We start from the raw sequence: 13,779 nt of genomic DNA on the forward strand, positions 1-13,779 counted from the left end.
CTGCCCGGACTGGTTTAAAGGGAAATGTTGCCGAGATATTTTACTGATAAATTAGCCAAATACGGGGTTCTTATTACCGCCCTTGTCTCCATACTGGTACTGCTGGCTATTGCGGTATTTATCATTCAGGGGGGGCTGCCCTTATTCAGCGCAGTAAACCCCTTTGATTTCCTGTTCGGACAGAGCTGGAGCCCCACCTATGACGAATACGGCATATTATCCATGATAGTGGGTTCTCTGCTGGTTACTCTGGGGTCAATGGTGATTGCAGTGCCGCTGGGTATTGCCTGTGCTATTTTGCTGGCAGAGGTTGCCCCCCAAAGGGTGCGTAATTTGCTTCGTCCGGCAGTTGAGCTGCTGGTGGGTATTCCCTCTGTGGTTTATGGTCTGGTAGGTATAATGGTAATTGTACCGGCCATTAGAAATCTGGGGGGTACGGGCTATTCCGTACTGGCGGCAGTGCTGGTGCTTTCAATCATGGTCTTACCCACTATTATCAGCATCTCCGAAGACAGCCTCCGGGCTGTGCCCCGCACTTACCGGGATGGGTCTTTGGCACTGGGTGCCAGCCAATGGCAGACTATCTGGCACATGCTGCTGCCGGCTGCCCGCTCAGGGGTAGGGGCAAGCATAGTGCTGGGTATGGGCAGAGCCATCGGCGAAACTATGGCTATGATTATGGTCATAGGAAATGCGGTTATTATTCCTACTTCTCCCCTTGATCCGGCCAGAACGCTGACCGGCAATATTGCGGTAGAGATAAATTATGCGGCAGGCCTGCATGAAAATGCCCTTTTTGCCACCGGTTTGGTGCTCCTTATCTTGATACTTATACTAAATAGTTTGGCCACTCTGGCGCTGAAGCGGGGTGAACAACATGCTTAAATTTTCCTCCCGCAGTACCCAGAAAGTGGCATTTACAATATTATGGGCGGCAGGCATTATTACTTTGCTAGTTCTGCTGCTTATCATAGGTTATATTATTGTACGTGGGCTGCCCGGTTTCTCCTGGGATTTCCTGATTACCCCGCCGGCTGGCGGTCTGGCAGGAGAGGGGGGTATTTCCTCTACAATTGTGACTACTCTTTATCTGGTCGGGCTGACCCTGCTGATACTGGTACCGGTGGGTATCGGGGCGGCTATATACCTGGTGGAATATGCACCGGACAACCGCCTGACCCGGTTTATACGTTATGGAGTTCAAACTCTGGCGGGTGTGCCTTCTATCCTGTTTGGTTTGTTCGGGTTTGCTCTGTTTGTGACCGCCCTTCATTTCCGCTTTTCCATACTTTCGGGCGCTCTTACCCTGGCCTGTCTGCTGCTGCCGGTGCTTATTACCGCTACCGAAGAAGCCTTAAAGGCTGTCCCCCGCTCTTACCGGGCAGGGGCTATGGCTCTGGGGGCTACCAAGTGGCAGGCGGTGACCCATGTAATACTGCCGGCGGCTTTGCCTGGTATTGCAACCGGGGTAATTCTGTGTGCCGGACGGGCATTGGGTGAGACCGCCTGTCTGTACGTGACTATGGGCGGGAGTGCCGCTATGCCGGAGTCACTTCTTTCAGGCGGGCGCTCACTGGCACTGCATGTCTTTTATCTGGCTACCGAAACCAACGCTATGGATAAAGCTATGGCGACAGCCGCAGTTTTAATAGTGATTATTGTAGGCTTAAACGGACTGACCAATTTTATTTCCCGGCGTTTCCAGAAACGCATCTGCGGAGGAGTTTAAATGGAACCTAAAATCAAAATCCGCGGTGTCAATTTTTTCTATCACCGCCACCAGGTACTTAAAAATATAAATATGGATTTCCCTGACCGCCAGATAACCGCCATTATCGGCCCTTCGGGATGCGGCAAAAGTACCCTTTTACGCGCCCTTAACCGGATGAATGACCTGGTCAGCGGGGCCAGGCTGGAGGGTGAGGTACTGCTGGATAATGAAAATGTTTATTCCCCCAACCTGGACGTGGTCAATCTCCGCAAGCGGGTAGGTATGGTCTTTCAGCAGCCAAATCCCTTTCCCAAAAGCATTTTTGACAATGTGGCTTTCGGTCCGCGGATGCTGGGTATTACTGCCCAGTCCCGTTTGAATGAGATAGTGGAAAAAAGCCTGCATCAGGCGGCACTCTGGGATGAGGTTAAGGATAACCTGCATAAATCAGGCATGGCCCTTTCCGGCGGCCAGCAGCAAAGGCTGTGTATTGCCAGAGTGCTGGCGGTAGAGCCGGAAGTTATCCTGATGGATGAGCCCTGTTCCGCCCTTGACCCTGTAAGCACTATGCGGATTGAAGAATTGATGCAGGAACTGAAACAGAACTATACTATAGCTATAGTCACCCACAATATGCAGCAAGCCGCCCGTGCTTCAGACTGGACAGGCTTTCTGCTGACGGGTGACCTGATTGAATACGGGCGTACCGGTGAGATTTTTTCCCGTCCCAAGGACAAACGCACCGAAGACTATATTACCGGCCGGTTCGGTTAGAGGAGAGTTATTATGCCGCGAATGGGATTTGACCGCCACCTTAGGGAACTTGAGGATGATATGCTCCTTTTGGGTAGCATGGTAGGCAAGGCTGTTGACCGCTCTATGCAGTCTATGAAAGAGCGGGATTTGGAGCTGGCCAAACAGGTTATAGAAGAAGACAAACTTATTAACCAAAAACGCTTTGAGATAGAAGAAAAAAGCGTAGAGCTTATGGCTACCCAGCAGCCGATGGCCCGCGACTTAAGGATAATAGTAGCTGTACTTAACATAATAGTTGACCTTGAAAGAATTGGCGACCATGCCGAAGGTAATGCTAAAATAGCCCTGATGCTGGGTGAAGAGCCGCCTTTAAAGCCGCTCATTGACCTGCCCCGCATGGCCTCCAAAACAGAGGAAATGCTAAACCGGGCGCTGGGGGCTTTTGTCCGGCGTGATTCCGCCGAAGCTTTGCGGGTAATAGACGAAGATGACGAAGTAGACGGCCTGTATAACCAGATTTTCCGGGAACTGCTGGTTTTTATGGCCGAAGACCCCCATACTATCTCCCGGGCAACCCGCCTTATCTGGGCAGCCCATAATCTGGAAAGGAGTGCGGACCGGGTTACCAATATTTGCGAAAGGGTACTCTTTGTGATTACTGGTAAATCTGAAGAGTTTGGTTCATCAAAGTACTAATATGGAAAATAAAAAACAGATATTGTTCGTGTGTTTGCATAATGCCGGCCGTTCTCAGGCCGCCGAAGTTATCTTTAATCATCTGGCCGGGGGTAAGGCTCTGGCGGTTTCGGCTGGTACCGAACCTTCGGCCGCTCTCAACCCGGAAGTGGTGACGGTGCTTAAGGAAGACTACGGTATAAATGCAGGTGGTCTCAAACCCAAAATGCTAAGTCAGGATATGCTGGATAGTGCCAGCCGGGTCATCAGTATGGGGTGTGATGTTACTCTGTCCTGCCCGGGGCATCTGTACGGCAAGGAAGATTGGGGCATAACCGACCCGCGGGGTAAAAATCTGGCAGAAGTCCGCCTGATAGTGGGAAGTATCCGCCAAAAGGTGGAAAAACTGCTGGATGAGCTTGGTATAAAATACCAAGTTTAGCAGTCCGGGGTATTGGCGGCGGCAGTTGCCGTATCTTCCGGATATTAAGTGGTTTATCTAAATAGCAGATAATCATTGCGCAGCAGCCCGCAGTATTCCACGTCTTCAAAAACACCGTTTTTCAGCAGGTGCTTGGGAAAGCTGCCTTCATGTTTAAACCCCGCTTTGGCCATTACCCGGCCTGAAGCGGGGTTTCTTGTGAGATAATAAGCCTGCAGCCGGTGCAGGTTCAAATCTAAAAAGGCATATCTTACCAGGGCTTGCAGTGCTTCGGTGGCATAGCCCTGGTTCCAGTAGGGTCTGCCAATCCAGTAGCCCAGTTCGGCCCGCTGGTGGGAAAAGCAGAACACCAGCCCGCAGGCACCCAGCAGATATCCGCTGTCTTTTTCAGTTACGGCAAAGTGCTGTTCGGTATTGGCAGCCAGTTTTTTGGGCTGGCTGTTTATCCATTTTACGGCCATTTCCGGCAGGTAGGGGTGGGGAATATTCAGGGTAGTGTCAGCTATCAGGGCATCGCCTGCCAGTTCGGCAACCATATCCGCATCTGCCCGGCTAAAAGGCCTCAGTACCAGGCGGGGTGTGCGGAGTGTAGTTTTGTAAAGAACCATGTCATTATTCCGAAATATTTTTTTGTATTATATCAGGGGTATTGTTATTTGGGGATAGCCAAGCCCTAAATTTTATGGTATTATATAAAAAGTATTAGTACCTTTCTTTACTCTATACGGCAATAACCTGTACATTTGGTAACTTGCTTACGAAGGGAAAACGGTGCTTATTGGCAAGCCCTTGCCTATTGTTTTGTCAGTTTGTAGCTGGAATTATTATTCTGATTTGCTAATTTGATATCTTTTGCCGTTATATGCTAGTATTTAAAGGTCTTTTACGCCCCCTATTAAAATAACCGGAGTTACTTCAATATGGAAAGTATCTGGAAAGAAAAAGTAGACGGCGTCATTACCCAGAGCGGAAGCTCTCGGCTCTCTCTCCTTCCATGTTTGGAAGCGGTTCAGGAAGAATGTGGCTATATACCCCATGAAGCTGTAAATTATTTGAGGGAATGCTTAAGCATTCCCTCTATTGATATTTACGGCATGATTACCTTTTATAGCCTGCTCTCCACCAACCAAAAGGGAAAGTACGTAATTCGCCTGTGTAATTCGCTGCCCTGTTACCTGAACGGTACAGAAAACATCCTGGATACCCTGGTGGATAATCTGGGTATCGAACCCGGTCAAACCACTCTGGACCAACGTTTTACCCTGGAGCTGGTCCCCTGTTTGGGATTATGTGACCAGTCACCGGCTATGGTAATAAACGGGGTGGTTTACGGAAAGCTGACTGCTCAGCTGGTAACCGAAGTCCTGGACGAATTGAGGACTTACTAAAATGCAAGACATTAAGATTATTACCCGTCATCTGAATACCGCCAGCTCAGCTGATATTGATGTATATATGGCTGACGGCGGCTACCAGGCCCTTAAAAAAGCCCTGTCCATGACTCCGGACGAAGTAATTGCCGAAGTCAAACGCTCAAAGCTGGTGGGTCGGGGTGGAGCGGCCTTTCCTACCGGGCTCAAGTGGGAGCTTACCCGCAAGGAAAAGGCTAATCCGAAATATATCGTCTGTAATGCCAGCGAGGGTGAACCGGGCACTTTTAAAGACCGGCTGATACTTAAAAACGACCCCCACATGGTGCTGGAAGGTTTTATTATTGCCGCTTATGCGGTGGGTACTTCCCAGGGCTTTATCCATGCCCGTGAGGTTTATACCGAAGAAATAGAGCTGTTCCAGAAAGCCATAGACCAGGCAACCGAACGCGGTTTTCTGGGGCAGAATATCATGGGGAGCAATTTCTCGCTGGATATCCAGTTTTACAAGAGCGCCGGTGCTTATATCTGCGGTGAGGAAACCGCCCTTTTTGAATCCCTTGAAGGGCACAGAGGTATTCCCGCCGCCCGCCCGCCGTATCCGGTGCAGGTGGGGCTTATGGATAAACCCACCACTGTTAATAACGTAGAAACTCTCTGCAATGTGCCTGCCATTATAAATAACGGGGCAGACTGGTTTGCTGCAATCGGCCATCCGGACTATCCCGGCACCAAGCTCTTCTGCCTTTCGGGTAACGTGAAAGAGCCGGGTGTTTTTGAAATGCCGCTGGGAACCAACCTTAAGGACTTGCTTGAGGCCGGGGGAGGCGTAGACGGCAAGTTCAAGGCGGTTTTGCCGGGGGGCATATCTTCCAGCCTGCTTACCGAAATGGACGTCAATCTGGACTTTAAGACGCTGGCCAAGGCTGGTACTATGCTGGGGTCAGGTGCAGTTATTGTGATAAACTCCGATACCAGCATGGTAAATGTAGCTTCCAACGTAGCCCACTTCTTTGACGAAGAGGGTTGCGGCAAGTGCTCTATCTGCCGTGAAGGCACCCGCCGGGCGGCTGAAATCCTTAGCCGCTTTTCCCGCGGGCAGGGCAACCGCAACGAACTGGAGTGGCTGCTGGAACTGCACGAAGTAATGAAAGATACCGCTTCCTGCGGTCTGGGACAGGTAGCCTTAAATGTGGCTGCCAGTGCCATTCGCAACTTCAAGGGTGAATTCTTGGCGCAGGTGCGTAAGGAGGAAGGCGTATGGTTACGCTAAATATTGACAACAAGCAGATAAGCGTACCTGAAGGTACGACTATTATGCAGGCCGCCAAGCAGGCCAATATCAATATCCCCCACCTGTGTTATTTTGAAGGCCTGAAAAGTTACAGCGGCTGCCGGGTATGTGTGGTGGAAATAGAGGGTGAACCCCGTCTGGCTACGTCCTGCTCACGCAAGGTAGCCGAAGGCATGAAGGTTAATACCCATTCCGCCAGAGTACGCCGCGCCCGCCGCACCATACTTGAAATCCTGCTGGCCAATCACCCGCAGGACTGTTTTAACTGTGAGCGCAACCAGAACTGTGATTTGCTGCGTCTGGCGTTTGAATGCGGAGTTAAAAAGCTGCGCTTTGAAGAAAGCGAAAAGCGGGTGCTGCCTATAGACAGTACCAGCCCCAGTATTATCCGTGACCCCAATAAATGTATTGCCTGCGGCCGGTGTGTCCGCGTCTGCCACGATATACAAACAGTCAATGCCATCGGTTTTATAAATAAAGGCCCGGATACCATGGTGGCAACCTCCATGGACAGGGGTATGGGCAATGTTGCCTGTGCCAACTGCGGCCAGTGCATACTGGTCTGCCCGGTGGGTGCTATCAAGGAACGCTCGGCGGTGGATGCTGTCTGGGCGGCTATAGCAGACCCCACTAAACACGTGGTTGTTCAGGAAGCTCCTTCGGTCAGGGTTTCTCTGGGCGAAGAGCTGGGCTTGCCGGCAGGTACGCTGGTTGCCAAAAAGATGTATGCCGCTTTAAGGCGTCTGGGTTTTGACGCCGTATTTGATACCAACTTTACCGCTGACCTGACCATTATGGAAGAGGGTTCGGAACTGGTGGAACGGGTTAAGGACGGCGGGGTGCTTCCCCAGATAACCTCCTGCTGCCCCGGCTGGGTCAAGTTTATGGAGCATTATTATCCTGAACTTGCGCCCAACGTTTCCTCCGCCAAGTCCCCCCAGCAAATGTTCGGGGCGGTCTGCAAGACCTATTATGCCGAAAAATCCGGCATAGACCCCAAGGATATTATCAATGTTTCGGTCATGCCCTGTACGGCCAAGAAATTTGAGTGCCAGCGTCCCGAAATGAATGACAGCGGCTTTAAAGACGTGGATTATGTCTTGACTACCCGTGAGCTGGCCCGGATGATAAAAGAAGCCGGACTGGATTTTGCTTCACTGGACGAAGAGCCTGCCGAAGACTTGCTGGGTCTTTATACCGGTGCCGCCACTATCTTCGGGGCTACCGGCGGTGTTATGGAAGCGGCTATCCGCAGTGCCTACACCCTGATAACCGGGCGCGAACTGGAAAACCTGGATATAGAACCGGTGCGCGGTCTGGAAGGCATTAAGACCGCCAGCGTTAATATTGACGGGTTAGAGGTTAAAGTAGCGGTGGCTCACGGGCTGGGAAATGCCCGTCACCTGCTGGATGAGATAAAAGAGGGTGTTTCGCCCTACCACTTTATAGAAATCATGGCCTGTCCCGGCGGTTGTGTCGGCGGCGGCGGCCAGCCAATACGCTTTGATTCCACTCTCAAGAAAAAGCGCGGCGAAGCCCTTTACGAAGAAGACAGAAACATGGCCAAGAGGTGTTCCCACCACAACCCGTCAGTAGAGAAGATATATAAAGACTATCTGGAGAAGCCGCTGGGCAAGCGTTCTCACAAACTGCTGCATACCGAATATACCAGTCGCCCGGTAGTTTAAGGGCAAGTAATAAAAACAATACGCGGGAGGAACAAAATAGATGTTCAATATCCAGAGTATCAGCCTTAGGAAAGAGCTTGTTATTGCTTTTTTAGTTATGCTGGGGCTGGCCACCGCCGCTCCCCTGATAGGTAATCAGTACCTGACCGGTTCGCTGGTAAATGCGGTTCTGTTTATCAGCGCCGTAATACTGGGCTGGAAAAATGCAGTGGCTATCGGCCTTATTTCCAGCAGCATTGCTTTGGCTACCGGTCTTTTGCCCATAGTCATGGCTCCCATGGTACCCTTTATCATAGCCGGTAACGCTTTGCTGGTGGTCAGCTTTCACGCACTCCGCAGCAAGGGCTTCTGGCTGGGTGCAGGTGTGGCTGCCTTTTTGAAGTTTGCTTTCCTCTGGGCTACTTTCAATCTTGTTCTCAATCTCTTTATTGAGCAGAATGTGGCAGACAAGATTGCCGGAATGATGGGTTTGACCCAGCTCTTTACCGCCCTGATGGGTGCGGTTATTGCTTACGGCGCGCTGCGTCTGGGCAAGAAGATATAGCTTTCAGGAAATATTTGGTGCAAAAACTAAAGGGGGCTTTTTAGCCCCCTTTTTGTATTTATAATAGTTAACTGGTGCCGGCTTGGCGTTTGGCTCAGCCAGAGCTTAGAGATGGTTTTCAAGCCAGAAAAACAGGTCATTCCAAACCTGAGGGCAGTCAGGCTCGTTAAATACCTCGTGGTACATGCCGGGGTAGGTTATCAGGGTCTTATCTTTGGAGCTTATTTTCTGGACCAGCTCACGGCTGCCGCTTATGCTTACCAGGTGGTCTTCCTCACCGTGGATAATCAAACTGGGCAGGCTGATATTCTTCAGAAAATCAGGCAAATCCTGGCAGATACGCAGAAATTCGGCGGCCATTTGGGCGCTCATCCGCTGGTGAAGCACCAGCGGGTCTTCATCATAAGCCTTAACTATTTCTTTATTATGGCTGATAGTAGCGGCGTCAATTTTACGTATTCCCAGCATGGGGGCTATTTTGGAAATGGGTTTAACCAGCTGATTTAAAATGCCCGGCATACCGGTATACGGCTTGAGGGCTATGCTGGAAAAGATAAGGCCGCTGGCGTCATACTGGTGCTTGCTGGCATAGGCTGCGGTAACCAGGCCGCCCATGCTGTGGCCGAAGATGAATATTTTGGAAGTGGGATGTTTGGCCTGCACCATGCTAAAAGCGCTGATAAGGTCATAAATATATACATCGTAACTGGATACATAACCGGCTTTGCCGTCTGTTTTGCCGTGACCGAAATGGTCATAAGCATAAACGGCATAACTGCGGTCTGCCAGATAATGGGCCAGCTCACTGTAACGGCCGGAATGCTCTCCCAGGCCGTGTACCACCAGTACAATGGCCTTGGGGCTGCCGTTTGGCAGTAAGGCCTGATAGTAGCAATTGTAGTCCTGACAGCCTTTAAAATGCCCTTCTGTAAACCTCATCTTGCTTTAGTCTTCCACTCCTGCTTCAGCTTCCATTTTGGACAGACGGGTATAATAATCTTCTATTTCATTCAGGTGAGCCAGGGCTATTTTACCGGTCATTACCGGGTCATCATTGGTGACATTGGTCTTGGGGTCTCTGGTGCCGTGTTCCAGCTCTACGTCCATGCCCATGCGGAACTGTTCTATATCAAACTTCTCAAAGGTGATGCCCAGTATTTCGGCCACTGCTTCGGCTTCATCGCTTGAAAAACTTTTTTTAGACATTTTCCAGTTTCCTCCCCTGCATAATCTTAAAGCTATTCTGAAGGTAAACTGAAAATATGTCAACCTGTTTTACCACCTAAAATGGCAAAGGCTCAGCGGGGCAGAAATAATCTTTACCGGGTGGGTGGCTGGGGGTATTTTATTCGTAGGTTTTCAGCTGTTTGCGCAGGGTTTTCCAGTTGGGACAGTACTTTTCCACTACTGCCCAGAATCTATCCGTATGGTTCATTTCCAGCCGGTGGGCAAGTTCGTGAATTATGACATAGTCCATAAGGGATGGCGGCATGGTTACCAGCTTCCAGTTAAAACTAAGGTCACCCCGTGAGGTGCAGCTGCCCCAGCGGGTTTTTTGGGCGCGTATGGACAGCTTGCCAAAACTTAACCCCATTTGAGCGGCATTTTTTTCAAGGCTGGCTTTAACTGCCTCGGCAGCCTGGTGGCGATACCACTTCTCCATCACTTCAGCCGCACCTTTGCCGCCGCTAAGCAGGTGAAGATTGCTTCTCTCCAAACTTACGTGGCCTCTTTCCCCGCCTTCCCTTATCCGCAGGGTATAGAGCTTGCCCAGATAGGGGACTTGCTGTCCGTCATGCAATCCATCCTCAAGTATAAAGCGGTTGGCGTTCATTTTGGTCTGATGTTTCAAAATCCAACTTGAGCGTTTCAGCAGGATATCATCCAGACCGCTCATGTTATAGTGATGGGGGACGGTAACTACCAGTCCGGTGGTGGAACGTATTGCCAGGCGGATAAGGTCTGAAAAACGGCTTTTCCGCAGGGTATAGTGGACCTCTTTACCTTCCAGGACTATGCTTTTTTTACCGATAACCTCAGGGCGGGAATAAATATTGCGTGGACTCAACGCGGTGTCTCAGCCTCCATTTTTTTGGTGCGGGGCTGATTTAACATAACAATAAATATGCCGGCCAGTACCAGCATGCCCCCCAGAAATTCATTAAGAGTAAGGCCTTCACCCAGGAAAATATATCCCAGTATAATAGCGCCTACCGGCTCACCCAGTATGGCTACCGAAACTACCAGTGCGGATACCAGCCTGAGTGCCATATTCAGGCAAGAATGGCCTACCAGCTGGGAAACTACTGCCAGCAGGAAAATCATCAGGTAGGTAGTGCTGGTATATCCGCTGAAACTTTCCCCACTTAGAAATGCCCCCGCCAGCAGGGTAATTGCGGCACTGCCGTAAAGCAGGGTTATATAGGGCAGGAAATCTATATGGCTGCGCATTTGGCGGCCTATAATCAGATAACCGGTGGTGGGTATGGTGGCTGCCAGAGCCAGCATATTGCCCAAAAATGCCTGTTCACCCACCTGGCTAGTAGCCAGATTTATAAGGGCCATGCCGCCGAAGGCTGACAGTACCCCCCCGATAGCCTTCGGGCTGAGTTTCTCTCTCCACATCACATAGGACATAATGGCTACCAGCACCGGGTGGGCGGTCACCAGAATAACCGAGCTGGCAATAGAGGTGTATTCCAGCGAACTCACCCAGAACAGCTGGTCAATGCCCACCAGAAAACCGGCCAGGATTATAAGAAGCAGGTTTCGCCGGGAAAGGCGTTTTATAGCCAGATATACCGGCTTTGCGGCAAACGGCAGGAGCAGACAAGTGGCCGCAAGCATACGCAAGCTGGTGATTATAATAGGCGGAGCGTCTGCCAAACGGGTGAAGACCGAAGCTGCAGCAATGCCAAATACCCCAAGAAGCAACAGGAGATACGTTTTCGCTTTCATGTGAAGGACTTAGCATACCCTAATTCTTTGAAAAATACCAGTTTAGGCCGCCTCTGGTGTGCGGCGATTTATGAGTGAAACGCCTCTTGAGAGGCAACCTGATGGCGGTAGCTGGTTTTATTTGTGAAAAAACAGCTGTTAAGTTAAAATTAGCTGATATGAAGAAGTTCCCCAAACGTACATATTCAAATCCCGCCCAGTTTCTCTCTGACATAGGTTTTATCCTGAAAAACCGCCGTAAATTAAAGGAATCCCGCTTAAGCGGATTTCCCAGTCCGGCTTTTCGGGAACGGCTGATGCTGGCCGTAACCGGGGTTAATGAATGCCGCTTTTGCACTTATGCCCATACCAAAATGGCTTTGGAGAGCGGCATTTCCCAGCCGGAAGTAAAAGCCCTGCTTGACGGTGATTTCGGCAACTGCCCTTCGGGTGAACTAAATGCAGTCCTGTATGCCCAGCACTGGGCGGATACTGCCGCCAAACCCTCCGCAGAAATGCAAAGCAAACTTGAGGCAGATTACGGGGCTGAAAAAGCAGGTTTTATCCACCTGTATCTGCGTATGATACGCATAGGTAATTTAAGCGGCAATACGGCTGATAAATTTCTGTACTATCTCACCTTTGGCAAAATAGGGCTTAACCGCCAGCCGTAAGTACGTTGAATTTAGATTTTCTATAAGATATAATCGGCCTGAGTTCTTTGGGTGGTTAGCTCAGTGGTTAGAGCACCTGCTTCACACGCAGGGGGTCAGTGGTTCAAATCCACTACCGCCCACCATGACCTTCAATAGACAGAACCGATTCCCCTGTTCCATCCGGTAACGGCGGTGTGTATTCGACGGTGACCTCATCACCCTTGACTCGGATTCCTTTTACGAAGCCTTTGATAAAAGCCTTCCGCTCACATACTTCACCCTCATCTAAGAGAGCCTTCAAATCCTCCACATATACAGCCATCTGCGCCGGATCCATGATTTCATAACGATGCTCGGAATATTGCGCTTCGATTTCACTTTTTCGAGCTATAAGCTTTTCTTGACGCATTCGGAGTTCCTTGATCCTTAGCGCCAGATCGGATAGTTCGATTTTCCCCGATTCTATTGCGTCGTAGATGTTTGACAGCCGAAACTGAGTGTCCTTGATACTATCATCAATGGAATCGATCTCCTGCCTGAAACCAGTAAGGGACTCGTTCCACTCTTCAGTGACAGCCTTGGCTAGGTCCAGAAGATTTTCTTTGGTCAGGACGGATTTCTTGATTTCATCGATGATCGCCTTTTCAAACTTGGGTGCGTTAAGGTACTTGAAATCACATGATCCAGCTCCTTTTTTGGTCAGGCTGCCGCAGACGTAATAGGCAAATTTGCCACTCTTGGCATCCTGACCGGTGAGTGAGCGTCCGCAATAGCCGCACCTGGCAAGCCCGCTTAGGAGAAACCGGCTGGAAACGACTCTGGGGTGAATGAGTTTCGGAGCCCGTGAGGCCATCATCTGTTGAACAGCGTCAAAGGTCTCGATATCGACGATAGCGGGGCAAGCGCCGGTTACCTTAATTGGTTCCAGGCCGCGCTTTGAGTTTCTACCCCATACCACGGTACCGGTGTAGAGTTCATTGTTGAGCATCGAATAGATAGTGCCCTTTGTCCAGCTCTTCCCTTTGGCACTCGCAATACCTTTGGAATTCAATTCCCTCGCCACCTCGACGACACCTTTACCCGAAATCACCGACTTGAAGATAGAGTGTGTGATTGGTGCCCGGACCGGATCAAGTTCAAGTTTCGTCCTGATCTTGCCGCCATCGGCCACTTTGACTTTGGAGTAGCCGTAGGGTGCCCTGTAGGAAAGGTAGAAACCTCGGGAAGCGCTTTCCCTCATACCGCGGGTTACCTCTTCCCCAAGATTATCAGAGTAGAATTCATCGAGTCCCTCGATCATGCCCTCCATAAGTCTGCCGACCGGGGTATTTTCAGTGGGTTCATTAATCGAGATTACTTGGACGCCATTTTTACGAAGCATCGTCTTGTAGACGATCGAATCCTCCCGGCTTCGGGCAAAGCGCGAGTATTTCCAGACGAGGATAGCTTCAAATGGCTTACCAGGCCGTCGAGCAGCGACGATCATTTCCCTGAAGGCCGGACGGGCAGTCGTCCGGCCAGTCTCGGCCTCGTCAATATATTCGCGCAACACCTGATACTCTCGACCTTGAGCAAACAATCTCATCGCTTTCAACTGAGCTGACAACGACAGATCGACGTCCTGTTTTTCCGAGCTTACCCTGGCGTAAAGAACAACTTTCATCTTAGACCTCCCAGTTCATTGTGTTCACTGCCGGTTTCGTGCC

At 50.4% G+C, this 13,779-nt stretch carries 16 protein-coding genes and 1 tRNA gene; 11 read left to right on the forward strand and 6 right to left on the reverse strand.

From position 1 onward, the window contains the following. The first annotated feature begins 24 nt into the window (after positions 1–24). Genes pstC through DET_RS00840 form a run of 5 tightly spaced genes read left to right on the forward strand, consistent with a single transcriptional unit; the run spans position 25 to position 3,584 of the window. Positions 25–885: a phosphate ABC transporter permease subunit PstC gene (pstC, locus tag DET_RS00805; protein ID WP_010935944.1), complete on the forward strand. Its 861-nt coding sequence runs from the start codon at positions 25–27 to the stop codon at positions 883–885. Continuing rightward, positions 878–1,729, forward strand: coding sequence for a phosphate ABC transporter permease PstA (gene pstA / locus DET_RS00810; RefSeq protein ID WP_010935945.1), 852 nt, complete (start codon positions 878–880; stop codon positions 1,727–1,729). Before pstC ends, pstA begins: the two co-directional genes overlap by 8 nt. Beyond that, a complete protein-coding gene (gene pstB / locus DET_RS00820) occupies positions 1,730–2,485 on the forward strand; it encodes a phosphate ABC transporter ATP-binding protein PstB (RefSeq protein WP_010935946.1) in 756 nt (251 codons plus the stop codon). Between the two features lie 12 nt (positions 2,486–2,497). Next, positions 2,498–3,163 carry a phosphate signaling complex protein PhoU gene (phoU, locus tag DET_RS00835; protein WP_010935947.1) on the forward strand — a complete coding sequence of 222 codons (666 nt, stop codon included), beginning with the start codon at positions 2,498–2,500 and terminating at the stop codon, positions 3,161–3,163. Between the two features lies 1 nt (position 3,164). Continuing rightward, complete coding sequence (locus DET_RS00840) at positions 3,165–3,584, forward strand: low molecular weight phosphatase family protein (protein ID WP_041223297.1); 420 nt, start codon at positions 3,165–3,167, stop codon at positions 3,582–3,584. Between the two features lie 53 nt (positions 3,585–3,637). On the opposite strand, the gene DET_RS00845 is transcribed toward DET_RS00840, so the two are convergent. Further along, positions 3,638–4,192 carry a GNAT family N-acetyltransferase gene (locus DET_RS00845; RefSeq protein ID WP_010935949.1) on the reverse strand — a complete coding sequence of 185 codons (555 nt, stop codon included), beginning with the start codon at positions 4,190–4,192 and terminating at the stop codon, positions 3,638–3,640. A gap of 312 nt (positions 4,193–4,504) precedes the next feature. Between DET_RS00845 and DET_RS00850 the strand changes: the two genes are divergently transcribed. Genes DET_RS00850 through DET_RS00870 form a run of 4 tightly spaced genes read left to right on the forward strand, consistent with a single transcriptional unit; the run spans position 4,505 to position 8,480 of the window. Beyond that, on the forward strand, positions 4,505–4,972 hold the full coding sequence (locus DET_RS00850; protein ID WP_010935950.1) for a complex I 24 kDa subunit family protein: 468 nt from the start codon (positions 4,505–4,507) through the stop codon (positions 4,970–4,972). 1 nt (position 4,973) lies between these two features. Then, positions 4,974–6,227: a complex I 51 kDa subunit family protein gene (locus tag DET_RS00855; protein WP_010935951.1), complete on the forward strand. Its 1,254-nt coding sequence runs from the start codon at positions 4,974–4,976 to the stop codon at positions 6,225–6,227. Beyond that, positions 6,215–7,936 carry an NADH-dependent [FeFe] hydrogenase, group A6 gene (locus DET_RS00865; RefSeq protein ID WP_010935952.1) on the forward strand — a complete coding sequence of 574 codons (1,722 nt, stop codon included), beginning with the start codon at positions 6,215–6,217 and terminating at the stop codon, positions 7,934–7,936. Before DET_RS00855 ends, DET_RS00865 begins: the two co-directional genes overlap by 13 nt. Before the next feature lie 40 nt (positions 7,937–7,976). Then, positions 7,977–8,480, forward strand: coding sequence for a hypothetical protein (locus DET_RS00870; RefSeq protein WP_010935953.1), 504 nt, complete (start codon positions 7,977–7,979; stop codon positions 8,478–8,480). Positions 8,481–8,585: 105 nt separating this feature from the next. Here DET_RS00870 and DET_RS00880 read toward each other — a convergent pair whose 3' ends face one another. From DET_RS00880 to DET_RS00895, 4 genes are all read right to left on the reverse strand, one after another. Next, positions 8,586–9,419, reverse strand: coding sequence for an alpha/beta hydrolase (locus DET_RS00880; RefSeq protein WP_010935954.1), 834 nt, complete (start codon positions 9,417–9,419; stop codon positions 8,586–8,588). Between the two features lie 6 nt (positions 9,420–9,425). Then, a complete protein-coding gene (locus DET_RS00885; RefSeq protein ID WP_010935955.1) occupies positions 9,426–9,686 on the reverse strand; it encodes a DUF5661 family protein in 261 nt (86 codons plus the stop codon). A gap of 139 nt (positions 9,687–9,825) precedes the next feature. Then, the gene (locus tag DET_RS00890) at positions 9,826–10,548 is read right to left on the reverse strand and encodes a M48 family metallopeptidase (RefSeq protein WP_010935956.1); all 723 of its coding nucleotides are present in this window, start codon (positions 10,546–10,548) and stop codon (positions 9,826–9,828) included. Beyond that, entirely contained in the window at positions 10,545–11,438 is an 894-nt protein-coding gene (locus DET_RS00895; RefSeq protein WP_010935957.1) for a DMT family transporter, read from the reverse strand. The genes DET_RS00890 and DET_RS00895 overlap by 4 nt, the downstream gene beginning before the upstream one ends. Positions 11,439–11,512: 74 nt before the next feature. Here DET_RS00895 and DET_RS00900 point away from each other — a divergent pair, with 74 nt between their 5' ends. Then, entirely contained in the window at positions 11,513–12,091 is a 579-nt protein-coding gene (locus DET_RS00900) for a carboxymuconolactone decarboxylase family protein (protein ID WP_234943825.1), read from the forward strand. Between the two features lie 49 nt (positions 12,092–12,140). Then, positions 12,141–12,216, forward strand: a tRNA-Val gene (locus DET_RS00905). On the opposite strand, the gene DET_RS08465 is transcribed toward DET_RS00905, so the two are convergent. Continuing rightward, complete coding sequence (locus DET_RS08465; RefSeq protein ID WP_010935959.1) at positions 12,204–13,736, reverse strand: recombinase family protein; 1,533 nt, start codon at positions 13,734–13,736, stop codon at positions 12,204–12,206. The two genes, DET_RS00905 and DET_RS08465, sit on opposite strands and share 13 nt — an antisense overlap. Positions 13,737–13,779: the final 43 nt, after the last annotated feature.

Source organism: Dehalococcoides mccartyi 195, from assembly GCF_000011905.1.
In the GTDB taxonomy this organism is placed as follows: Bacteria; Chloroflexota; Dehalococcoidia; order Dehalococcoidales; family Dehalococcoidaceae; genus Dehalococcoides; species Dehalococcoides mccartyi.